The sequence below is a fragment of the Parvimonas sp. D9 genome, assembly GCF_035282565.1.
GTDB lineage: Bacteria > Bacillota > Clostridia > Tissierellales > Peptoniphilaceae > Parvimonas > Parvimonas micra.
This window is the reverse complement of record NZ_JAYKBM010000003.1, coordinates 159,951-183,709: the sequence shown is the minus strand read 5'-3', so window position 1 is coordinate 183,709 and position 23,759 is coordinate 159,951. Positions and strand designations below refer to the sequence as shown.

Annotated in this window: 22 protein-coding genes and 2 tRNA genes; 15 read left to right on the top strand and 9 right to left on the bottom strand. The window is 29.2% G+C overall.

Features of this window, described 5'->3' with window-relative positions; translation table 11 throughout:
* Positions 1-103 precede the first annotated feature (103 nt).
* The 4 genes from VJI94_RS04565 (at position 104) to VJI94_RS04550 (ending at position 6,460) form a co-directional block, all read left to right on the top strand.
* Positions 104-3,727 carry an N-acetylmuramoyl-L-alanine amidase family protein gene (locus tag VJI94_RS04565; protein ID WP_324008497.1) on the top strand — a complete coding sequence of 1,208 codons (3,624 nt, stop codon included), beginning with the start codon at positions 104-106 and terminating at the stop codon, positions 3,725-3,727.
* A 367-nt stretch (positions 3,728-4,094) separates the two neighbouring features.
* The gene (locus VJI94_RS04560) at positions 4,095-4,910 is read left to right on the top strand and encodes a 2-hydroxyacyl-CoA dehydratase family protein (RefSeq protein ID WP_118059175.1); all 816 of its coding nucleotides are present in this window, start codon (positions 4,095-4,097) and stop codon (positions 4,908-4,910) included.
* A gap of 21 nt (positions 4,911-4,931) precedes the next feature.
* Entirely contained in the window at positions 4,932-6,206 is a 1,275-nt protein-coding gene (locus VJI94_RS04555) for a double-cubane-cluster-containing anaerobic reductase (RefSeq protein ID WP_324008496.1), read from the top strand.
* Positions 6,206-6,460 carry a DUF3343 domain-containing protein gene (locus tag VJI94_RS04550; protein ID WP_324008495.1) on the top strand — a complete coding sequence of 85 codons (255 nt, stop codon included), beginning with the start codon at positions 6,206-6,208 and terminating at the stop codon, positions 6,458-6,460. Before VJI94_RS04555 ends, VJI94_RS04550 begins: the two co-directional genes overlap by 1 nt.
* Before the next feature lie 121 nt (positions 6,461-6,581).
* On the opposite strand, the gene VJI94_RS04545 is transcribed toward VJI94_RS04550, so the two are convergent.
* The 8 genes from VJI94_RS04545 to VJI94_RS04510 form a co-directional block, all read right to left on the bottom strand.
* Positions 6,582-7,034: a hypothetical protein gene (locus VJI94_RS04545; protein ID WP_324008494.1), complete on the bottom strand. Its 453-nt coding sequence runs from the start codon at positions 7,032-7,034 to the stop codon at positions 6,582-6,584.
* A gap of 20 nt (positions 7,035-7,054) precedes the next feature.
* Positions 7,055-7,489, bottom strand: a complete 435-nt coding sequence (locus VJI94_RS04540) for a hypothetical protein (protein WP_324008493.1) — start codon at positions 7,487-7,489, stop codon at positions 7,055-7,057.
* Positions 7,490-7,519: 30 nt separating this feature from the next.
* Entirely contained in the window at positions 7,520-8,590 is a 1,071-nt protein-coding gene (locus tag VJI94_RS04535; RefSeq protein ID WP_004832678.1) for a PIN/TRAM domain-containing protein, read from the bottom strand.
* Positions 8,591-8,599: 9 nt separating this feature from the next.
* Positions 8,600-9,079 carry a CarD family transcriptional regulator gene (locus VJI94_RS04530; RefSeq protein WP_324008492.1) on the bottom strand — a complete coding sequence of 160 codons (480 nt, stop codon included), beginning with the start codon at positions 9,077-9,079 and terminating at the stop codon, positions 8,600-8,602.
* Positions 9,080-9,180: 101 nt separating this feature from the next.
* Entirely contained in the window at positions 9,181-10,458 is a 1,278-nt protein-coding gene (locus VJI94_RS04525) for a ribonuclease H-like domain-containing protein (protein ID WP_324008491.1), read from the bottom strand.
* Positions 10,429-10,512: transfer RNA gene (locus VJI94_RS04520), tRNA-Leu, on the bottom strand. Before VJI94_RS04520 ends, VJI94_RS04525 begins: the two co-directional genes overlap by 30 nt.
* A 5-nt stretch (positions 10,513-10,517) precedes the next feature.
* A tRNA-His gene (locus tag VJI94_RS04515) sits at positions 10,518-10,594 on the bottom strand.
* Between the two features lie 85 nt (positions 10,595-10,679).
* Positions 10,680-11,180, bottom strand: a complete 501-nt coding sequence (locus VJI94_RS04510) for a Fur family transcriptional regulator (protein ID WP_004832680.1) — start codon at positions 11,178-11,180, stop codon at positions 10,680-10,682.
* Positions 11,181-11,507: 327 nt separating this feature from the next.
* Between VJI94_RS04510 and VJI94_RS04505 the strand changes: the two genes are divergently transcribed.
* The 8 genes from VJI94_RS04505 to VJI94_RS04470 all read left to right on the top strand — a co-directional run bounded on the left by VJI94_RS04505 (position 11,508) and on the right by VJI94_RS04470 (position 20,033).
* Positions 11,508-12,179, top strand: a complete 672-nt coding sequence (locus tag VJI94_RS04505; protein WP_029950679.1) for a metal ABC transporter ATP-binding protein — start codon at positions 11,508-11,510, stop codon at positions 12,177-12,179.
* Positions 12,179-12,982 carry a metal ABC transporter permease gene (locus tag VJI94_RS04500; RefSeq protein WP_004832683.1) on the top strand — a complete coding sequence of 268 codons (804 nt, stop codon included), beginning with the start codon at positions 12,179-12,181 and terminating at the stop codon, positions 12,980-12,982. The genes VJI94_RS04505 and VJI94_RS04500 overlap by 1 nt, the downstream gene beginning before the upstream one ends.
* 102 nt (positions 12,983-13,084) lie before the next feature.
* Complete coding sequence (locus VJI94_RS04495) at positions 13,085-14,071, top strand: lipoate--protein ligase (RefSeq protein ID WP_324008490.1); 987 nt, start codon at positions 13,085-13,087, stop codon at positions 14,069-14,071.
* Between the two features lie 10 nt (positions 14,072-14,081).
* Positions 14,082-14,936, top strand: coding sequence for a lipoyl synthase (gene lipA / locus VJI94_RS04490; RefSeq protein WP_150263339.1), 855 nt, complete (start codon positions 14,082-14,084; stop codon positions 14,934-14,936).
* Between the two features lie 108 nt (positions 14,937-15,044).
* Entirely contained in the window at positions 15,045-15,974 is a 930-nt protein-coding gene (locus VJI94_RS04485; RefSeq protein WP_324008489.1) for an alpha/beta hydrolase, read from the top strand.
* A 73-nt stretch (positions 15,975-16,047) separates the two neighbouring features.
* On the top strand, positions 16,048-16,662 hold the full coding sequence (locus tag VJI94_RS04480) for an SAP domain-containing protein (RefSeq protein WP_281703813.1): 615 nt from the start codon (positions 16,048-16,050) through the stop codon (positions 16,660-16,662).
* A 347-nt stretch (positions 16,663-17,009) separates the two neighbouring features.
* Positions 17,010-18,320 (top strand): NCS2 family permease, encoded by a 1,311-nt coding sequence (locus tag VJI94_RS04475; protein ID WP_324008488.1) that lies wholly within the window; start codon positions 17,010-17,012, stop codon positions 18,318-18,320.
* A gap of 120 nt (positions 18,321-18,440) precedes the next feature.
* Complete coding sequence (locus VJI94_RS04470) at positions 18,441-20,033, top strand: ABC-F family ATP-binding cassette domain-containing protein (RefSeq protein WP_324008487.1); 1,593 nt, start codon at positions 18,441-18,443, stop codon at positions 20,031-20,033.
* A 74-nt stretch (positions 20,034-20,107) separates the two neighbouring features.
* Here the strand turns inward: VJI94_RS04470 and VJI94_RS04465 are convergent, their stop codons facing one another.
* Complete coding sequence (locus tag VJI94_RS04465; protein WP_150263324.1) at positions 20,108-21,481, bottom strand: alanine/glycine:cation symporter family protein; 1,374 nt, start codon at positions 21,479-21,481, stop codon at positions 20,108-20,110.
* A 364-nt stretch (positions 21,482-21,845) separates the two neighbouring features.
* Between VJI94_RS04465 and VJI94_RS04460 the strand changes: the two genes are divergently transcribed.
* From VJI94_RS04460 to VJI94_RS04450, 3 genes are read left to right on the top strand one after another with little or no spacing between them, the layout of a single operon-like run.
* The gene (locus VJI94_RS04460) at positions 21,846-22,277 is read left to right on the top strand and encodes a hypothetical protein (RefSeq protein WP_324008486.1); all 432 of its coding nucleotides are present in this window, start codon (positions 21,846-21,848) and stop codon (positions 22,275-22,277) included.
* A gap of 18 nt (positions 22,278-22,295) precedes the next feature.
* Positions 22,296-22,994 (top strand): hypothetical protein, encoded by a 699-nt coding sequence (locus VJI94_RS04455; protein ID WP_324008484.1) that lies wholly within the window; start codon positions 22,296-22,298, stop codon positions 22,992-22,994.
* Positions 22,995-23,009: 15 nt separating this feature from the next.
* On the top strand, positions 23,010-23,696 hold the full coding sequence (locus VJI94_RS04450) for a hypothetical protein (RefSeq protein ID WP_004832693.1): 687 nt from the start codon (positions 23,010-23,012) through the stop codon (positions 23,694-23,696).
* Positions 23,697-23,759: the final 63 nt, after the last annotated feature.

Here is a 23,759-nt window from a genome sequence, read left to right as displayed (position 1 = left end):
TTATTCATTAAAATTATTTATATATTGATAAAATATTTGCAAAAAAATTTTTTATGATATATAATTTAGGGGCATAATAATATTTTTAAGGAGGTAGCATTGAATGAAAATGCTTAAAAAAATCTTTGCATTTGTACTTTTGTTTTCAATAACATTTAGTTCCATCGGAATTAATACTTATGCAAAAGATACAAGTGCTTTAACTGAAGTTGAATATTCATATATTCCTTCTCCTACTGAGGATGGAAAGAGAGTTTTTACACTTAAGGGTTCTGATTTAGAAGAAAAAGACATTAAGGCAAAGATAGTACTTAAAGGAAGTACAGAACGTTTAACAGATGTTGAGAATTCAATTACTTTTTCTGAAGAAACAAAAGAAAGTTCAAGTAGAAAAATAGTTACTTTAACTTTTCCAAAAAATGAAAAAGAAAGTAAAACTTATGAAGTTTCTTTTAGTGTTAGAGGAAGTGAAGAATCATTTGTAGAGGAATTCAAAAAAATTGTAAAAATTAGAAAGAGTTCATCAGGTGGTGGAGTTGTAGTTCCTCCGGTAAATCCGGAACAACCTAATCCTGTTGAAGAAAATGCAATTTTAAATGCAACGGCAGATAAAGAAAATTTACCGACAGAAGGTGGAGAAGTTAATTTAACTATATATACTAAAAAAGTTAATAATCAACATATTTCTCCTGAAAATGTAAAACTTCAAATATCATTAGATGGTGTTGTAACGGAATTAGGAAAAAATGCTGTAGTAACAGGGGATAAGGCTAAAAAGACAATTACTTTGAATTTTCCTAAAAATACTACTTCTAAAGAACAAGTTTATACTATAAAATTTAATGCAAAAGGCTCTGAAACAGATTTTCAAGCTGAACCGACAGTTACTATTAAAGTTGCTCCTTCTGAACAAAATAATGATGAAAATGCAATTGTCAGAGTAACACCTGACAATCAAAATTTATCGGCAGAGGGTGGAAAAGCAAATTTAGAATTAATTACTAAAAGAGTTAATGATAATCATATCCCTGCTAAAGATGTAAAGGTTCAAGTACTATTAAATAATGTACCAACTGATTTAGGAAAAAGTGCTGTAGTAACAGGGGACAAGGCTAAAAAGACTATTTCAATTGATTTTCCTAAAAATAATACAACAAGCGAACAAGTTTATACTTTAAAATTCAATACAAACGGCTCTGAAACAGTATTTCAAGATAATCCGACAGTAACTGTTGCAGTTGCTCCGGGATCTGAAGAAAATAATATGGTAATAAACGAATTTAAAGTAAAAACTCCTAATATGCCAAAGGCAGGCGGAGTTAATACTATTACTGTAAAAGGTGAAAATTTAGAGTCTGAAAAACTTAAACTTGAAATTTTTAAGGTTGAAAACGGTGTTGAAAATAAAATTAATATGGATTACACTTTCAACGGAACAAGTAAAGTTCAAAGCGCTTCTTTAAATTTCCCTGAAGCAAATTCAAATAAGGAAGAAGTTTATAAGATTAGATTAAATGATAAAGAAGTTACCGTTACTGTAGGTGGCGAAGAAAGTGGAGATATTATAGATTTATTACCAAGTAATGTATATCTTGACAATAGTAAGACAAAAATAACTGTAAAATTTGATGAGAGAGTTTTTGAAGTTAAAAATAATGAAACTTTAAAAGCCGGTATTTCTTATAAAAAATCTACAACAGATAATTTTGAAAAGTTAAAAGAGGAAGATAAGGTTGAAGTTGTTGGAGATAAAATTGTCATAACTTTGGCTAATAAAATAGATATTAAAACCGGTGCGACAATTAGATTTGAAGAAAGAATAATAAAAGACGGGGAAAATAGAGAAAATAGAGCTTTTGAACAATTTATAAAAGATGCTTTTCCAACAGTAAATGAAGCTAATTTTGTTGAAGGAGAAATTTTAACTAAATTAGGCGGAAATTCAAAAGTTAAATTAGTTGGTGAAAATTTAAGCAAAGCTGTTAAGGTTAAAATTTTAAAAAACAATAAAGATAAAACTTCAAATTCTGAAATAACAGAATCATCTAATGTAAAAGTGGAAGTTGTAAATAATACTGAACAAATTATAACTTTTAAATTGCCGGAAAATAAAACTAAAAGAGCTGAAACTTATTCAGTTATGGTATCTTTAGACGATGGAAAAACATATTCTTCAGCAATTGGAGTAAATATATTACAAAACAGGGCAAAAAGATTGGTTGCAACGGTTTTAGCTACTGATAAAATAACTGATAAACCGATTTTAAGTTTTATGTCAATTCAATCTTATGGAACTTCAGGTGGCGGTACTGAACAACCTGATGTAACTCATACTTATACTCCGGTAGGTCAAGAAAGTAAAAAAACTTGGGTTACTATGTTCGGAGCTAATTTCAATAAGGCTTTGACAAAGATAAAAATTGTAGATGAAAACGGAATAGAATGGTATCCATTACAAAATGAAGGTACATCCGACAGTATGGACAACTTTATAATGGTTAGTTCAGACGGAACAGGAATCTATGGAAATGGAAATACACAAATGTTTGAACTTATTTGTCCTAGAAATGTTACAAATCCTAAAAATCCAAATGGAGATGTTACTTTTAAATTTTTAGTTGCTGTTGACGGAGAAAATTATGACGAGGAAGTTTTTGTAAGAGCGACTGTTGTAAATGACAAAGTAGGGAAAAAAGAAAAACTTACTTTAGATGAAGTTTCTGAAATAAAAGTAAAACATGAAACAGAAGATGGCAAAGTGGCTTTCAAGGGAGCTACAGTTAAAGGATATAGATGGTCTAAACTTAGATCTTTCAATGTAAGACCTATTGAAAGCAGTAAAGATTTTGAAGCTGTAAAATATAAGATAGTTAGAGCCGACGGAAGTGTTGAAGAAAAAGAAATCGGAAATATCCATGAAGAAAAAGTTAAAGATATTAAGGAAGTAACTTTTATCTACAAGAGTAATATTAAACTTGATGAATTGAACAAAACAATAGCAGATGCAAAATCAGCAAAGGGAACGGATAAATATAAATATGCTGCAGAAGAAATTAAAAATGAATTTGATAAAGCATTAGAAAATGCGATTAAAGCAGTTGAAAATCCGGTAAGTCAAGGAAATGTAGATAGATTAGCAAAGGATTTAAAAGAAAATACAGAAAAATTAGACGGTGTAAAACCTGAATACTCTGATAAAGAAATTACACTTACTGATAAAGAAACTAAAATTTCTGTTACAGGCAAAAACTTGTTAGGAAAAGAACTTGTGGTTGAAAAATTAAATCCTAAAGATTTTACAACTCTTAAAGATAAAAATATTTCACTGTTCGATATTTATTTTAGAGATTCAAAGACAAAGAAGAAGATAGGATTGCCTGTTGGACAATATACAGTTGTAATGCCTAAAGAAAAAGGAAAAGTTGTAGAAAAAGTTTATTATGTAGACGATAGCGGAAAAGTTGAAGAAAAAACTTTTACTCAAAATGATAAGGCTGTAACATTTGTTACAACTCATTTTTCAAAATATGCAGTAAAATATAAATTGGAAAACAAACTCGAAAATAACAATAACAACAATAACAATAATAATAGTGTAATAGCTGATAATAACAAGAAAAGCGGTAGAAAATCGAAATTAGCTAAAACAGGAATTGCACAAATGTCATTGTTGCCTACTGTTCTTTTAGGAATTGTGTCAGTTGCGCTTTCTAAAAAGAGAAGATAGGTATTAACAGAGCATAAAGAACTTCAATAATTTTATTGGAGTTCTTTTTTAATAATCAATAGAATTTTAAGATTTTATTATAAATTTTTGTTATGAATAAAGGCTTTCAATTAATATTTCTAATTTTACTACACAAAATATATGTGATATAATACAAGTATAACGATATAAAGTAATGTATTTGACTGAATAAAATGATGATAAATTGTTTAGTTTTATTTTTATGGTGTAGGAGGTGAATTTTTTAGAATTGTCAAATACATGGTTAAAAAGTTATTTTATCATAGAATTTCTTGAAAAATATCTAAAGTTATAAAATATATAATGTATAAATTTGAGGAGATATGATTAAATATCAAAAAAGATTATGGAAAATTTGAGAGAAGAAATTTTAGAGCTTAGGCGAAATGCTTTTGTAGAGACGATAATGGGTTTAGATAGTGAAAAATACATAATAGGATACTTGGGGAGAACCGTTCCGAAAGAAATATTTTACGGTTTTGACTTGGTGCCTCTACCTTTGGACGGAGTAGATAAATACATATTGGAATATTCGAATGAAAAAGATTTGTGTAGCATAATTGATTCAACTCTTACTTATGCTATGACTAAAAAATGCCCCTTACTTTATAATGCAAAATTGGTTGTTGTAGATAATTCTTGTCCTTTACTTTTAAAAGTATTGAAAGATAATTTAAAGGACAAAATTTTTTTCTACGATGGTAATCTTGAAAATTTAAAAAACAGAGTAGAGGAAGTCTATAATCGAGATTTTTCTGAAACAAATTTCTTAAAAGCCGTTGAATTATCTAAAAATATTTCTTCAAAATTGGAAAAACTTTCTAAAACTGATATTGAATCCAGATTTTTATATGAAGTTGAATTTTATACTCAATTTATTTTTTCTTTGGAAGAAAAAAATAATATGATTGATAGAGTGCTGTCTAATTTTAAAGATGTAAATAAAAAAAGACAAAAGATATACGTTCCAAGAGCAATTCAAATTTTGGACGATATTGATGAAAAATATAAAGATTATCAAATCATAGAAAATTTTTGTCTTGGAGAAATTTTTAAGACTTATAAAAGTAGTGGTTATGAGTTTTTGAAAGAAAAGTATAATAATAAGAAAACAAAAAAATTAGATATTTTGTATCAAGATTGTCCCTATGATAATAAATAGAATTTTATAGGAGGCAATAAAATGGCTGATTACAGAAAAATGTGGAAAGATTTGAATATGGATGTCGATACTCATGATATTTTATGTGAAGTTTTACCTGTCGCATTCGGAGATGTTTTTTTAAGTCAAGAAAATAGACCTGAGAGTATGGACTATTTCAATATGGTAGTTGCAGAAATTCACGGAATTAGACCTGCAGAACTTATTGAATTTCAAAAGAAGGGTGGAAAAGTTGTAGGCTCTTTTTGTATCCATGTTCCTGACGAAGTTGTAGTTGCAGCGGGAGCTATTGCAACAGGTTTGTGTAGCGGATCTCAATTTTGGGTTCCGGGTGGAGAAAAAGTACTTCCAACATCTACTTGCCCGTTGATAAAGGCATCTTTGGGTGCAAGATTTGATAGAACTTGTCCATTCTTTAGAATTGCTGATCTTTTTGTTGGAGAAACAACTTGTGACGGTAAGAAAAAGGCATGGGAAATTTTAGCAAAAGATGCTCCAATGTATATAATGGATATTCCACAAATGAAGAGAGAAAAAGATTTTGTAAAATGGAAAGAAGAAATAAAAGGCTATATGGCTGAATTGGAAAAATTGACAGGAAATAAAATTACAGAAGAAAGCTTAAAAAATGCGATTGTAACCTTGAATAATAAGAGAAAGGCTTTAAAAAGATTAAATAGTTTTAGAAAACTTGACAATGTACCTATTTCAGGAAGAGATGTACTTCTTATCACACAAATAGCATTTTATGATGACCCTGTAAGATTTACAGCACAAGTAAATAGACTTTGTGATGAACTTGAAGAAAGAGCAAAGAATAATGTAAGTGTATTTAAAAAAGATGCAAAAAGAATATTGTTGACTGGTACTCCACTTTCAATCCCAAATTGGAAGATTCATCAAATAGTTGAAAATATAGGTGGAATGATTGTTTGTGAAGAAATGTGTACAGGTAATAGATATTCTGAACATTTAGTAGATGAAAACGGAAAAACAATTGATGAAATGGTTGAAAATCTAACTCGTAGATATTTGGGAAATATAAATTGCGCATGTTTTACTCCAAATACTGAAAGAGTTGATGATATAATCAGATTGGTTAAAGAATATAATATTGATGGTGTCATTGATATAAACCTAAAGTTCTGTACACTTTATGATACGGAGGGAACAATAGTTGAAAAGGCTTTAAAAGAAGCTATAATTCCTGTTCTTGGAATCGAAACTGACTATACGGACTCAGACAGTGAACAATTAAAAACAAGAATTGGTGCATTTATCGAGATGTTAAGCTAATGCTATATTATATTTTTTTTAAAGATACAAAAAACGGTCAGGAACTTTATAAATTAATGAAACAAAATGGAATAAAATGTACAATAGCACCAACTCCGAAAACTGAAGATCACTGTTGCGGAATAAGTATTTTGTTTGATAATTTTGAAGATAAAGCATTAATTGAAAAGTTGATTTTAGAAAATGGTATAGAGATTTTAAAATTTTATGAAAAAGAGAAAGATATAAATCCTAATCGAATGAGATTTTGCTAGAAAGAAAAACCCTTCTTGTATTTAGTACAAGTTTAGGGTTTTTCTTTTTCTATGAAATTTTCATATATTTTTGCACAAAAAAACTCCAACGGAAATTATTGAAGTTTTCTCTTTGTTCAAATTATCTTTCAACACTTAATTTAAAAGTTTCTTCCTCTTTATCGAAAGCTAAAGAATAAGTTTTTCCCTTTTCAACTTCAAGTGAAAGTTTTGTAGGACCCCAAGTTGTAGTTACATTTTTATGCAATATTCCCGGTCTTGTATAACTGTAAGTAAGTTCAACATCAACAGTTCCCGGTAAAGCATAAATTACAGACTTAGTTCCTTCATAAGCAATACTTGGATAAGCATTTGGACTTAAAATTCTTCCTACAAGAGATTTTGAAGTGATTGGGCTAAAACTTGTAGATAAATAAATTTTAACCGCATCAGGATGATCTGAAAGCCATTTATCATATCCTTGTTTTCTTTTTTTTGACCAAATTACAATTCCAACAACATAAATAATTAAAACGGCGGGAATTATATAAGCCATAACTCCCATATTTTTAATCATCTGTGAAATATTATTCATAGTATCCTCCTAATATAAAATTATTTTGCTTTTAACGTAATTGATTCCGCTTCATCTCCGATTACACGGATATCTTCAATAAGTTTCTCGAATTGCTTGTATCCAAGTAATGACAAATCAAAACTTTTAGTATTTTCGTTTGAGTCTATAACATACAAAGTTAATATGTCGTTATTTTTTATTTTAGCTTTGATTGCACATTCATCCAATTCGTATTCATAAACTTTTTTACCATTTACTATTGTAAGGGTATCATCTGTAACCTTAACATACAATTTCCTGTCTTTAAGTGTCATAGCCAGTGAGAAAACAAATACAACAGCCACAACTATAGCATTTATATAGTCTTTAACAAAAAAGTGCAAAATAAAAGCTAAAAAAGCACAGGCGACAATTAACAGCACCAGCTCTTTTACAACTTGAAAAGATGTTGATTTGTAAATTCTTTCATTCATAAAATCCTCCATTCAAATTACATAATGTATTTATTTTAAATTCTTTCTTGTAAATATCATTTTTCCTGCAGGAGTTTGTAATATACTCGTTACAGTTGTTTCTATTGTTTGACCGATATAATCTTTTCCATCTTCAACCACAATCATGGTTCCGTCAGAAAGATATCCAAGACCTTGTTCGGGTTCCTTACCACGATTAATGACTTCAACAATAAGTTTTTCGCCTTGAATTACAACAGGTTTCACCGCAAGTGCAAGCTCATTTATATTCAGTATTGAAATTTTTTGAAGAGATGCAACTTTGTTTAAATTGTAGTCATTTGTAATAAGTTTTCCGTGATAATCTTCTGTCAATTTTAAAAGTTTATGGTCAACTTCTTTGATATTTTTGTAATCCTTATCTACAATTTTTATTTCAATATTTTTTTCATTTTGAAGTAAATCTAAAATATCCAGTCCGCGTCTTCCTCTTTGTCTTCTGTTTGGGTCTTCGGAATCCGCAATGTATTGTAATTCCTTAACCATAAACATAGCAATAATAATTGGACCTTCCAAAAATCCGGTTTTGATTATATCGTAAATTCTTCCATCAATTATAACAGAGGTATCTAAAATTTTAGGATATACATGTCCTTTTTTAAAGGACTTTTCTCTCGAAAAAAGTTTAAATTTCAATATCTCTTCTTTTTTATCCACAGCTATTTTGATTCCTATAAATCCAAGCGCACAATATATAAAAATAGTAATTGTTGCACTTAATAAATTTCCAATTACAGGAAATTTTATATTGGAAATCGGTAATGAAATTAAAAAAGCTATAATCAATCCAACTATAAGTCCGATAATTGCGGTAACAATATCAGAAGTCGGAGTTTTTTGAGCTTTTTTTATCATATTTTCAAAATTAACTGTAAGTTTCTTTAAAATCACCGGAAATAATAAATAAAAAATAATACCAAAAATAATTGCAAAAATGGAATAAATCGAAATCACAGCAAATTTGCTTAACTCTAACTCTACAACTTGACCGAATCCATAGGCTAGTAGAATACCTAAAAGCCCACCAAAAACAAAGGTCAAGTATCTTAAACCTTTAAACATATTCCCCTCCTAATGTTCTATAGAATACTCTATGATTTTATTAATTTTGTTTTTTGAAAAACCGCTAACCATAACAAATTCTGAAACTAAAATTCGTTTTGCAAGATTTAACATAAACAGTTCCTTTAAAGAAAGTTTACCTTTTTCATTCCTGATAGCCAACCCTTTAAGAACATAGGCTATATTAAAAATATCTGAAGACTTAAGTCTTTTTGTATTTTCCTTATATCTTTGTACCCAATTATTCGGCATAGGGAATTCTTCATTGTTAAGGTAATTGTAAACCTCATCAAGAGTATCTTCATTGACAAGTTTTCTAAATTCAAATTTATCAATGTCGTCTTCTTTAATGAAGATATGTAAATTTTGTTCAAAAGGAAGCTCAATAACATAAAATCGTTCGCAATAATCGCCCAAATCTTTGTCTTCTATGCTTTTAATCAATCCTGCTCCATGCATAGGATAAAATATTTTTTCACCAACATCCATAGCAATCTCCTAATTTTTATCAACAACTACATAACTACCTCCAGTATTATTATACACTAAAAGTCAAAAAAATTAAAGCGTTTTCTGTTACTTTATCTCAATTAAATTAAATTTAGTAAAAGAAGCAAATTTTCTTTTATTATTTTATTATTTTTTGTTATGAGAATAAAATTTTCAGTCAAATTTTGAGATTCTCTAAAAATTTTATTTTCATATTTTGATTTAAAAACTTTAGCTTTTATATTATTTTCAATTAGTCCATCTTCCAATTCCAATGAAATTTTGATTTCATCTTTATTGCTCGTTATACTGTAATTATTTTGATGAAAGTTTATATCTATATTTTTGGGATTGGAAATTCTTGTTATCAGATAGTTTTTTTGAATATAGATTGTTTTTAAAATTCCTGTAAATTTTTTGTTATTAATGGTCAAAATTTTATTTAAAATACTTTCCTTATATTCATAAATATAGCTTAGAACTTGCAGATCAATATAGTTATGGTAAATAAGTTTTGACAACATCTCCTTATCCTTAAGCTCTTGATACATCTTGAAAATTTTAGGCATTTCCTGTTGATTAACATGGTCATGAACATCAAAACCAAGTCTTTTTCCCAAATTTATAGCCTTTAGGCTAGGTTCATCAAGAAAAAAATTGAGCTTTTGAAGTTGCCTGTAAATATCAATATTTTCAAAATCAACTTTCGAAATATTATATTTTTCCATTTTTTTTCTGATAAAAGGAAAATCAAATCTGTCTCCATTATATGAAATTACTTTTTTTGTATTTAAAAGCTCATTTACCTTTAAAATCAATTCTTTTTCTTCTGATTCATCTTCAATATAATATTGAGAATAAATTAAGTTTTTACCTTTTTTTTCACAAATTCCAAACATATACATAAAGTCTTTTGTTCTGTTAAGTCCGGTTGTTTCTATATCAAATAAAATATAATCTTTAAAATTAGAGTCGGTTTTTTCAATGTTTACAACTTTTTTCATAATAACCTCTTTTTTAAATTTAAAAATAAGAACCCCACCCTTCCACGACGCTTCGCATCGGGAGGGTACCCGGGAACCTTGTTGTTTCGTAATAAGAACCCCATCCTTCCACGATGCTTCGCATCGGGAGGGTACCCGGGAACCTTGTTGCTTCGCAATAAGAACTCCATCCTTCCACGATGCTTCGCATCGGGAGGGTACCCGGGAACCTTGTTGCTTCGCAATAAGAACTCCACCCTTCCACGACGCTTCGCATCGGGAGGGTACTCGGGAACCTTGTTGTTTCACAATAAAAAAAGTAGAGCCTAAAAACTCTACTTTTTTAACTACTACCCATAGTAACAATGGTGCAGGAAAGAGGACTTGAACCCCCACGTCAATGACACTAGATCCTAAGTCTAGCGCGTCTGCCAGTTCCGCCATTCCTGCATATATGGGGTGGATGATGGGATTCGAACCCATGACCTTCAGAGCCACAATCTGACGCCCTAACCAGCTAGGCCACACCCACCAAACTTTTCATTCAAATTGAATGCTTGTATATTATATCAATTTATAAAATATTTGTCAATACTTTTTAAAAAAATTTCAAATATTTATATACAATGTTCATCCTTGCATTTATGTGTACTATGTAGTTCTTCATCGGAATTTTTTATACATTCCAATTCTTCTTTTGAAAGTTTTTTCTGACAATTTTTACAGATACCTTTAATTTCTAAATAATGACCTGTTACGATAAATTCAGTTTTATTTTCTATATCATCAATTAAGCTATGTATTGGGCAATGATTTATCGGTATTATTTTTTTGCATCTTTCACAAATCAAACTGTGAATATGTCCATTATTTAATTGAAAATATGTAGTTCCATCTATTTCTGCAGTTCTCTTTGCAATATTTTTTTCACAAAATTGATTCAATGCTCGGTATATACTTGAGATACTATATTTTTCGCCTTTTGTTGAAATTGCATTATAAATATCTTCTGCTGTTGTTGGAACTTCTCTTTTTTCCAATTCTTTAAGAATTGCCAATCTGTTTTTTGTGACTTTCAAATCATTATCTTTTAGAGTTTTCAAAAAAGCTTTTTTCATAAATACTCTCCTTTGCTTGATTTTTCGACGAAAAGGGTATATAATACACTGTATGTAAATGAGTGCTATTTGCAAATAAATTCACTCTTGATTAATCAAAAGGAGTAATTGTGAGAAAATCACAATTAAAATCATTTCCTTTACCATTATTATATCATTTTTTTCAGTTTGTGGCAAAGAATGAAAAAATGATTTAAAAAAAGAATATAAAAAAAACGTATATTTTATTTTATTCATTACAATTTTATTAGATAAAATTAAAGTTAAGAATTTAAACTAACTGTCAAAGATTTTAGGATAGTTTAAATTACAAGATAGGAGAATGTTTTGGAAAGTATTATTTCAATAAAAAATGTTTCTTTTTCTTACAGTGGAGGTGTAAATGTTTTAGAAAATCTTTCTTTTGATATTTATAAGAAAGATTTTATAGCTATAATTGGAGCAAATGGTAGTGGGAAATCTACTTTGCTCAAATTGATTTTAAAAGAGCTTAATCCTTCAGATGGAGAAATATTTATATCAAATACAAATATTAAGAATTTTAAAGAGTGGGATACAATAGGATATGTTCCTCAGATAAATGCCGGTAATATACCCGGTTTTCCCATAACGGCTTTAGAGATAGTAACTCTAAATCTTTATAATAAGATGGGATTTTTCAAATTTTCAAGGAAAAGTCATATTGAACTTGCAAAAAGGGCATTGTCGCAAGTTAATATGCTTGATTTTGCAAATACGCCTATGAATAAAATGAGTGGTGGACAACAACAGAGAATTATGATTGCAAAATCTTTAATAAATAATCCTAAGATTTTAATTTTTGATGAGCCTACAACGGGAATTGACAAAGAAAGTAAAGATCAACTTTTTAAGATTTTAACTCATCTTAATAGGATACATGGTATTACAATTTTACTTGTAACTCATGAGCTTGAAATCATGAAAGATAATCTTACAAAAGTTGTGGAAATAAGAGATAAGAAAGTGGTGGTGAGATAATGTTTCAACTTGAATTTATGAGAAGAGCTTTTTTGGTTGGAATTATGTTATCCATTGTTATACCTTGCATTGGAGTTGTTATGGTAAATAAGAGAAATTCAATGATTGGTGAAGCATTATCACATGTTTCTCTTGCTGGTGTTACGATAGGGCTTATTTTCAGAGTAAATCCAATCATAACGGCAATAATTTCTTGTGCGGTTGCAAGTTTTTCCATTGAAATCATGAGAAGATATTTTCCAAAAAATTCGGATATATCAACTGCAATAATTATGAGTTTAGGAATCGGACTTGCAGCAGTGCTTTCAGATTTTGTAAAAGGAGCGGCTAATTTCAACAGCTTTTTATTTGGAAGTATTGTTGCTATAAGTGATTTTGAAGTTATTTTGGTTACTATGGTATTTTTTATTGTAATTGCAGTTTTTGCCATATTGTATAAGGCATTGTTGTATGTTTCATTTGATGAAGTAGGAGCAAGACTTGCGGGAATTAGAGTTCAAACTGTAAATATAATTTTTACATTTTTAATTTCTCTATCAATTTCAATTGCTTCAAGAACTGTTGGAGTTTTAATGGTTTCATCCCTTATGGTTATTCCGGTCGCCTGTGCATTAAGAGTTTCAAAATCTTATTTTCAAACTGTAATTTACTCTATTTTGTTTGGAATGTTATTTACAATTGCAGGTATTGTTATCTCGTTTTATCAAGGATTGAAACCGGGTGGAACGATGGTTTTAACGGGAATTGTAATGCTAGTTACAATAGTGATTTTACAAAACTTAAGAAAACTTTTAAAAATTTAAAGAAAATCATTTTGGTTTTCTTTTTTGTTGTGGTACTATTTTTATATTTTGATTTGTGGTAAAATATACTTGAGTTAAAATTAATTTTTATGGAGAGATATTATGATTTTTGTTGAAAATAAAAATTTTGATCCTGCGTTAAATCATGCAATTGAGCTTTATCTAATGGAAAATTATGATGAAGATATTTTTATGCTTTGGAGAAATAGACCTTGTATTTTAATTGGACGATATCAAAATATTGATTTGGAAGTCAATTTGGATTTTACAAATGCAAATAATATGGATGTAATTAGAAGATTATCCGGTGGTGGTGCGATATATTGTGATACGGAAAATATGCAATATAGTTTTATAACTAAAAAAGCCGGAGAAGATGTGGATTCGTCTTTTAAAAAGTTTGCAAAGCCAGTTGTTAATTTTCTGAAGTCTTTGGGACTTAATGCGGAATTTACAGGAAGAAATGATATTCAGATAGACGGAGCGAAAGTCAGTGGAAATGCTCAATATCAAAATAAAGAAAAGATTTTACATCATGGTACTTTTTTATTCAAAGCGAATTTATATAATTTAACTAATTCTTTAAAATCAAGAGATATAAAATTTAAAGGGAAAGCCGTTCAATCTGTAAGATCCAGAGTTGGATTTATTGGAGATATGATTGATATGGATGTTGAAACTTTTATGGATAAAGCTATTGAATATATAAAAAATGAATATAAAATTACAGGTACTACATTTTTAACTGAAGAAGAGATGAAAAAAATTTACGAAATTAGAGATTCTCTTTTTGCAACAAAAGATTGGAATTATGGAAACGGCTCTTTAAAAAAGAATAGAAAAGCGGAAAAATATTCTTGTGGAGTCGTAGAAATAGGGATTGATATTGAAAATGAGACTATTAAAGACATTTCCATTGAAGGAGATTTCTTTAGTGAATTGGGTATAGATAAATTGTGTAGTATATTAAAAGGAGTTCAATGTTCAAAAGAAGCGATTGAAGAAGCTCTTAAAGATATTGAAATTGATAGATATATTAAGTCAATGGATAAAAAAGTTTTTATTGATGATATAACTAAATTATTTTAAGAGGTGTGATATGCTGAAAAGAAAAGCAGAAATAATGAGAAAACCTGAATGGTTAAAATTAAAAATTCAGGGAGATAAAAATACAACTGATGTTGAAAGTATGATTGAAGGGTTGAACTTACATACTGTTTGTCATGAAGCAAATTGTCCTAATAAAATGGAATGTTATTCAAGAAGGACTGCTACTTTCATGATTCTTGGGAGGAATTGTACAAGAAATTGTACTTTTTGTAACGTAACAAGACATACGCCCGACCCTGTCGATTTGAACGAACCTGAAAATCTTGCAAAAGCTGTTCAAATTTTAGGATTAAAACATGCTGTTGTAACTTCCGTTACAAGAGATGACTTGCCTGATGAAGGAGCAAATCAATTTGCAGAGGTTGTAAGGCAAGTAAGAAAATATAATCCTGAAACGACAATAGAACTTTTAATTCCTGATATGTCAGGAAGAAAAGAACTTATGGATATAATTTATGAAACAAAGCCAGATGTTTTAAACCATAATGTTGAAACAATTCCGGCGTTTTATCCAAAAGTTAGACCTGCTGCAAACTTTCAAAGAAGTTTAGAGGTTTTAAAATATGCAAAAGAATGTGGACTTAAAACAAAATCAGGACTTATGGTAGGTTTTGGAGAAACGGAAGAACAAGTTGTTGAAGTTTTCAAGGCTCTTAGAGATGTAGGATGCGATATGGTAACTGTAGGACAATATTTACAGCCGACAAAATTCCACATTGCTGTTAAGGAATATGTACATCCTCAACAATTTGATAGATATAGAGATATAGCTTTTAAAATGGGATTTTTGAGAGTAAATTCAGGTCCGTTGGTAAGAAGTTCATATCATGCAGAAGCGATTTAATTTTTAAAACTCATTTTTACAATTGTAAAAATGAGTTTTTTTGCAAAAACTATATTTATTAAGCAATTTGTGGTAAAATAGATATATATTGTGGTTATGGGGTGTTTTATGAAAGAATTTTATATATATTCAAGTCTTGACAACAAAAAATTATGTTGTATCGACTTTTCTGAAAATTTAAAAAATCCGAAAATAGTTCTGCAAATTTGTCATGGAATGGCTGAGCATATAAGAAGATATAAAGATTTTGCTCTATTTTTGGAAAAACAGGGAATTAGAGTTTTTGGAATGGATAATAGAGGACATGGGAAAACTTGTGAAGCTGAAGAAGAAAAAGGTCATATTGCCGATAAAGAAGGTAATATAAAACTTATCGAAGATGTTTACGACCTTAACAAATATATAAAAGAGCAATTTCCAGATAAAAAAATTGTTATATTCGGACATAGTATGGGTTCGGTTATCGTTAGGAATTTTTTAAATAAATATTCTGATTCAGTTGACGGTGCCATAATTTGCGGAACGACTGAACAATATGGAATGAAACACAAATTTGCAATGTTATTGGCTAGAATTTTATCGAGAAAAAATGGGAATAAAAGAAGTAATTTTGTAAACAGACTTGGCTTTAGTGGATATAATTCCAGAATAAAAAATAAAAATACCGATTTTGATTGGCTGACAAGAGATGAAAAAGTTGTTGAAAATTATATTTTAGATAAAGATTGCGGTTTTCTTTGCACAAATACTTTTTTCTTGGATTTGATAACTTTGATAAAGGAAGCTTCTGATAAAAAAAATCTTGAAAATATAAATAAAGATTTACCTATACTCTTTATTTCCGGAAAAGCAGACCCTGTAGGAGCTTATGGAAGAGGAGTTTTAAAAGGATATAGAATGTATAAAAAAGCAGGATTAAAAAATGTAAAAATAAAACTCTATGCACAAATGAGACATGAAATTTTAAATGAAATTGATAAAGATAAAGTTTATCTTGATATCTATAAATTTTTAGAAAGTATATATGAAAATAACTAAGGGAGGATAAAGAGGAGTTATATTAAAAGTTACTCCTCTTTAGTTTTAACTGCTATTTATTGGAGGAAAAACATTGAAAAAAAGACCGGAGTTTCAAGAAATTAAAACGTTTGAAGAATTTTGTAAATATTATTGGTATCGTGAAGAACTTTCTCAAATATGTAAATTACTAGGTTTAGAATATAGAGGGACAAAACAAGAACTTAATTGTACTATTGAGGAGTATTTTAAAGGAAATATCATTAAAAAGACTGTAATAAAAAAAGAAAAGAAGAAAGTGGAAAATATTACTTTAGATACGCCATTACTTGAGTGTGGTTTTTCCTTTAATGCAAAGTTTAGAGAATACTTTTCTAATTTAACAGGAATTTCACCATTTAAATTTAATGCTGATATGGCGACATCTTGGAGAAAAGTAAAAAAAGATAAAGATTTGAATTTTACAATTAAGGATATGCTAAATGTGTATTATGGAAAATCTGATTATGCAAAGTATGATAATTCAGTTTGTGAATGGAATCAATTTTTAAAAGACTTTTGCTCAGATAAATCTAGTTTAGACTATTCGAATAAGTTAAAAGTTGCTTCTATTCTTTGGAAAGAGGCTAAAGATTCAAAAAACGAAAAAAAATATTCGAGAGAATTGTTGGATAAGTATTCTCGTAAAGTAAAGGAATATCGAAAATAAATACCTGTTAATCAGACTAATAAAGGAATATTAAATCGTAAAGAATTGTTATTCCTTTTTTAAAATTAAATTGAGAATATTAGCTAATAAATAGATATTGACAAAAGAATTATTTACTGTTATTATATTGATGTGATATTGATAACTCAAAGAGAAAGTGCACATAGGGTTCCGAAGATTTTTCTTGCAGGTCCAAGCTGTGCAGGTGCTATGCACTACACCTAAGGGAGAAAAGCCCAGAAGGTAGGTTTCGCTTGAAGCCTACTTTTTGGGCGTTTATTTTTTTTAGATGTTATTTTTTAAGAGTTATTTTTGTTTTTTGCAAAAAAATTTTTTTAGGAGGAATTATGAGCACGTTTTTTGAAAATTTTTTCAAACTCAAGGAACACAAAACAACTGTTAGAACAGAAGTTTTAGCCGGTATTACCACATTTATGACTATGGCATACATATTAGTTGTAAACCCTACAATTTTATCCGAGGCCGGAATGGATAAGGGTGCTGTTTTTACAACAACAGCTATTGCATCATTTATAGGAACGGTCATAATGGGACTTCTTGCAAATTATCCTTTTGCGTTGGCTCCGGGTATGGGCTTAAATGCTTATTTTACCTATACAATTGTAATTGGTAAAGGATATAGCTGGCAATTTGCATTAACAGCCGTTTTATTGGAAGGTATTATATTTTTGATTTTAACTTTTACAAAAGTTAGAGAAATGATTGTAAATGCTATGCCTTACTCACTTAAACAGGCGGTTAGTGCGGGTATCGGTATTTTTATCGCATTTTTAGGATTATATCAGGCGGGACTTGTTAAACAAGGAAAGGGAATACCTCTTGACTTGGGGACAATTACAAGTACAACTTCGTTAATCACAATTTTTGGCATTTTATTTACTATTTTATTGATTGTAAAAAAAGTTCCCGGTGCAATTTTGTTCGGTATGTTGGCTACAACAGCAGTGTCAATAATTTGTGGAGTTTCTGAACTTCCAAAGGCAATTATAGGTAAACCGTCAAGTATAGCTCCTATTTTTATGAAATTTGATTTCAGTAAGATTTTATCAACTGAAATGTTTGTAGCTCTTTTTGCTTTTCTATTCGTTGATTTATTCGATACAGTAGGAACTTTAGTAGGAGTTGCATCAAAAGCTGATATGTTGGACAAAGATGGAAATTTACCTAGAGCAAGACAGGCTCTTTTTGCCGACTCAATAGGAACAACAGTTGGAGCGATACTTGGAACATCAACAGTAACTACATTTGTTGAAAGTGCATCGGGAGTTGCTGAAGGCGGAAGAACGGGACTTACAGCGATAGTTACAGCTCTTCTTTTCTTATTGGCTTTGATTTTTCAACCTATCTTTGCAGTCATTCCAACTTACGCAACATCTTCTGCATTAATTGTAGTAGGATTATTTATGATTACTGGAATTAAGAAAATTGATTTTGAGGATTATACAGAAGCGCTACCTGCATTTTTAACTATTATTATGATGCCTCTATCATACTCAATAGCAAACGGAATTGTTTTTGGAATAGTTTCATACGCGGTGTTAAAATTAATTTCAGGCAGAGGAAAAGAAGTTTCTCCAGTAGTATATATTTTAGCTTTGCTATTTATATTAAAATTTGTAGCAGAAGCATTTATGTAATTTAATAATATATTAATTTAAAATGAGCCTATAAGGCTCATTTTTAGTTGATTAATTACCCGAAATATAGTATAATCTAACTTATGTTTAATAGAGAATATAATATTATGAGGTGAAAGAATGATAAGTGTAATAGATTTAAGTTTGAGTTTTCAAGGACAAAAACTTTTTGATGATGTAAATTTATCTTTTACTCCGGGAAATTGTTATGGAGTAATTGGAGCAAATGGAGCGGGAAAATCAACTTTTCTTAAGATTTTAGAGGGAAGACTTGAACCGGATACCGGAAGCGTTGCTATAAAACCGAATACTCGTATGAGTTTTTTGGAACAAGATCACTTTAAGTTTGAAGATGAAAAAGTAATAGATGTTGTAATAATGGGAAATGCTCGTCTAATGGAAATAATTAGAGAAAAAGAAGCTATTTATGCAAAAGAGGATTTTTCAGATGAGGACGGAATTTTAGCTTCTGAACTTGAAGCTGAATTTGCTGATATGGACGGTTGGAGTGCAGAGGCAAATGCTTCTTCTCTTTTACAAGGTCTTGGTATAGGAACTGAATTGCATGAGAAAAAGATGAGTGAGCTTTCAGGCAAGGAAAAAGTAAAAGTTTTACTTGCAAAGGCACTTTTTGGAAATCCTGAAATTTTAATCCTTGATGAACCTACAAACGACTTGGATATCAAGAGTATTTTATGGCTTGAAAATTTCCTTATGGACTATGAGGGAACTGTAATTGTAGTTAGCCACGACAGATATTTTTTAAATAATATTTGTACTCATATGGTTGATATTGATTTTAGAAAGATTAAGATTTTTGTTGGTAACTACGATTTCTGGTATGAATCAAGTCAACTTGCAGCACAGATGTTAAAAGACCAAAATAAGAAAAAAGAAGATAAAATTAAGGAATTACAAAACTTTATTGCAAGATTCTCTGCAAATAAGAGTAAGTCAAAACAAGCTACAAGCCGTAAGAAATTACTTGATAAAATTCAAATTGAAGATATTCAACCTTCAACAAGACGTTATCCTTTTGTTGGTTTTGAAATGGAAAGAGAAGTTGGAAATCAAATTTTAGAAGTTAATGAAATTTCAAAGACAGTTGAGGGAAGACTTGTTTTGGACAAAGTTTCATTTATGGTAAATAAAAATGATAAAATTGGTTTTATTGGAGATGAGCTTGCAATTACAACTCTTTTTAAAATTTTAGCAGGAGAGATGGAAGCTGATAGTGGAAGTTTTAAATGGGGAGTTACTACTTCAAGATCTTATTTTCCAAAGGACAATACAGAATTCTTTAAAGACACTCCTTATAATTTGATTGATTGGTTAAGACAATATTCAACTGAACAATCTGAAATTTATATCAGAGGATTTTTAGGAAGAATGTTATTCTCAGGAGATGAGGCTTTAAAACCTGCGCAAAAACTTTCTGGGGGAGAAAAAGTTAGAATGATGTTATCATATATGATGCTTAAAAATTCTAATGTTTTAATCCTTGACCAACCGACAAATCATTTGGATCTTGAAAGTATTATCAGTTTGAATAATGGGCTTAAAGCATTTAAGGGAAATATCTTATTTGCAAGTCATGATACTGAATTTATGAATACAATCGCAAATAGAATTATTCACATTGAAGAAAATGTATTTGAAGATAGACTTATGACTTATCAAGAATATATTGACAGATTCGTTGAAATCCAATAATTATTAAATAAATATAAAGAAAAAATCCGAGTTTTGACACTCGGATTTTTTATCTAAAATAAATTTTAAGGAAGCTATTTAGCCTTATCTTTTAAGTAAAATTTTCCTTCAGTATGGAAAAATTCATCTTTTGCTTTTTTAATTTTTCCGCTCATAAATATTATTCCAATCATATTAGGAATAACTACAAGACCCAATGTTAAGTCTAAGAAAACTCCTGCGTGTTCAAATGAAAGAACTGCCGCTAGAACTATCATAATAGTTGCAATAAATCTCATAATTTTTCCTACCTTTGTTCCAAATAGATATTCTGCAAGTTTTTCAACATAGAATACTATTACGATTATTGTAGAAAGAACAAATAGGAATAAAGAAATTGAAACTACTACACTACCGATGTTTCCAAAGATTGAGTTAAATGCTCTTTCAACAGCTATTGATTTATATTCAGGATTTTTCCATATTCCTGTTGTCAAAACGATGAGTGCGGACATTGTACAAACTATTATAGTGTCGACAAATACTTCAAAAACTCCCCACATTCCTTGTCTTGCAGGATGATCTGTTATTGCAGTTGAATGTGCATAAGGTGCAGAACCCATTCCTGATTCGTTGGAATAAACACCACGAGCAACTCCGTTAGTTATTGCTTTCTTTATTGCCCAACCTGCAGCACCACCTGCTATGGCTTTAGGATTAAAAGCACCGACAAAAATCATTTTGAAAGCTTCAGGTACTTTATTTATATTAATTGCAAGAACTATAAGTCCGAAGATTAAATAAATTAATGCCATAAATGGAACTAATTTTTCAGTTACTTGTCCAATTCTCTTAATTCCACCATAAACTACCAATATTACTAAGAAGAATACAAGCCCTATAGCAATGTATTTGTGAACTCCCAGTTGTTCTAAAGGACCTGTTGCGGCAAGTGTTTGAACTGTAATTGAAGGTAAAATTTCAATCATAAAGAAAAATGCTACAAGTGAGCCTAAAAATTTTCCTATTTTCCCACCGATTCCATGTTGTAAGTAGTAACAAGCACCACCGACATATTCGCCATCTTCATTTTTTTGTCTATAAAGAATACCAAGTACAATTTCGCCAAATTTTGTTGCTTGACCTACTATTGCAGTAATCCACATCCAAAGTATTGAACCCGGACCCGCTATAAAAATAATCGAAGGCACAACTACTATATTTGCTGCACCGATTGATGAAGCAAGTGCTGCAGTTGCTGCTTGGAAAGGTGAAACGGTTCCTTCACCTGATTTGTTTTTACTAAACATCTTTCCGAAAGTTTGATTCATAATATATGGGAAGTAACGGATTTGGAAGAATCCTAGTCTTAAAGTTAAGAATATTCCTCCACCTACTAACAGAATCAACAGTGGGGGTCCCCAAAGCCAATCGGCAAAGCTTGACAATATTGAAATTAATGAATGCATAAAAAAATCCTCCTTTTGAATTTTTGAAACATTATATTATAATAATGTTTTCCTTAATTATATTATACAACTTTGGTTACTGAAAATAGGGACATAAAGCTAATATAGTTTTGTAAATTTTGGTGAATTAAAATAGTGAATATCAATTAAAATTATATTTTTGATGTAAAAATCTTCTACAAAATTCAATTCATTGTGTTAATTAATTGAACTGAATTTACACAAAAAATATAATATATTTTCCATTGAAATAATAGGAAATTGGCAAGATAGACAAAAAGTTAAGACAATAAGCAAATATTGAACATGATTAAGGTTTATAGTATAATATGAAATGTATTTAATGATTTAGAGGAGCTTTATTATGTTTGATTTTTTTAGGTATTTTTTGATAGGGTTCAAAAGCATGTTGCAATATATTATTATTCGTAATGCTTTTATTTTTATTGCTTTGGCTTTTGTAATTATAATTTTTCGCAGATTTTCAATAGCATCTAGAAGCGGTGGAAGTGTTTTTAGACCATATCATATTTCAGATGGGAATTTTTATATACATAATGCTCTTTATGTTTTTGATAGAGTTATACCTTTAAATGAGATAAAATCGATTGATGTGAATAGATTTAGAGGGATAAATTTGAATGGAAGAAAATATATACTGACTATTGAATTTAAAAATGGGAAGAGTAGAAGTATTTTCTTCGGTAGAAATAAAGCTAATGATGAGTTGGTAAAAAGTTTAAAAAAAGAAACTAAAAAATATAATATTAAAATTCATACATGTTTGTTTGATTAGTTAAAATAAGGAGAGAAGATGAAAAAGATAAAATTTCATAGTATTTATTATAGATTTATATTATTTATACTTACCTTTGCAATTTTTGTTATAAATATGATAATAGCTGATAAAAATGCAATAATACAATTCTCTAATTTTAATCTAAAACTATGGCAATTAAATTATATTTTCATTGGAATTTTTATTGCTATTACATTAATTTTTTCTTTTATTGGTTGGAAATTTTATGTCTGTAAAGAAGGAATATACTTAAGAAAAATAGATTTATTAGTTCCTTGGGAGGATGTTGATGCTGTAAGTCATGTTTGGATTAATGAATGGAGTAGACGACCTCATGGGCGTCAATATCTTTATAATCGAAAATCATTGGTGATTTACAGAAATAACTATAAACCAATTTGCATTTATAATATTTCTTTATTAGCTTTATATACGATAAAAATTTTAAAGCCTAGCATTAAAACCAATATTATTGTTGCTACATTGGCTACTATTTTTAATATGGCAGTTAATTTTGGAATACTTTACAGTGTTTACTCAAGGAAATTAGAATTTATAAAAATAGAGATATTCCTTAGCTATATTGTTGTATATATGATAAAGATGACATTAGTACCATTAGTAATGATCAAATATGAAAATATAAAACACGGGAAATACTTATTTCACGATAATGCATATAACAAAAATTCTTCAAAAGTAATTCAATTGTAAGTAATAAGGAGAGTTATGAAAAAGATAAAATTTCATAGTATTTATTATAGATTTATTTTGTTTATTTTTGCTATTTTTTTAACTAGTATAAATTCAATAGATAGAGTTAATAAAGTTACATTTGATTTTAAAGGGTTAAAAGTAGAATATTTGAATATTTGTTTTTTCGTTATTTCAATTGTTCTTATATGGTATTTTGAATTTTTTACTTGGAAATTATATATTTGTAAGGAAGGAATATATCTTAAAAAAATAGATTTATTTGTTCCATTTGAAGAGATAAATTCTGTGAGCCACGTTTGGTTTAGTTCAATAGGAAGCGTTAAACACCGTTCAAGTTATAGTAGAAAATCATTGGTGATTTACAGAAAAAATGACAAGCCCATTGTCGTTTACAATATTTCTTTATTAGCATTATATTTTATAAAAAAATACAATTCAAAAGTTGAAATAAATATTATGTCTGCAACTCTAGCAACACTATTTAATGTTTTAGTTAATACATGGTTTCTTTATAGAACATTTACAGATTTTAATGGTATGATTAATTATACAGAATTATTTATCTATATCATTATATTTATAATAAAGTTATTAATACCATTTATAATGATTAGAATTCAAAATAAAATACATGGAGATTACCTAGAACATGATGTACCATGGTATGGTTGGGGAAATGACAAGGTTATTAAGTTGTAGTTATGAAAAAGGTCAATTATTAATAAGAACCCCACCCTTCCACGATGCTTTGCATCGGGTGGG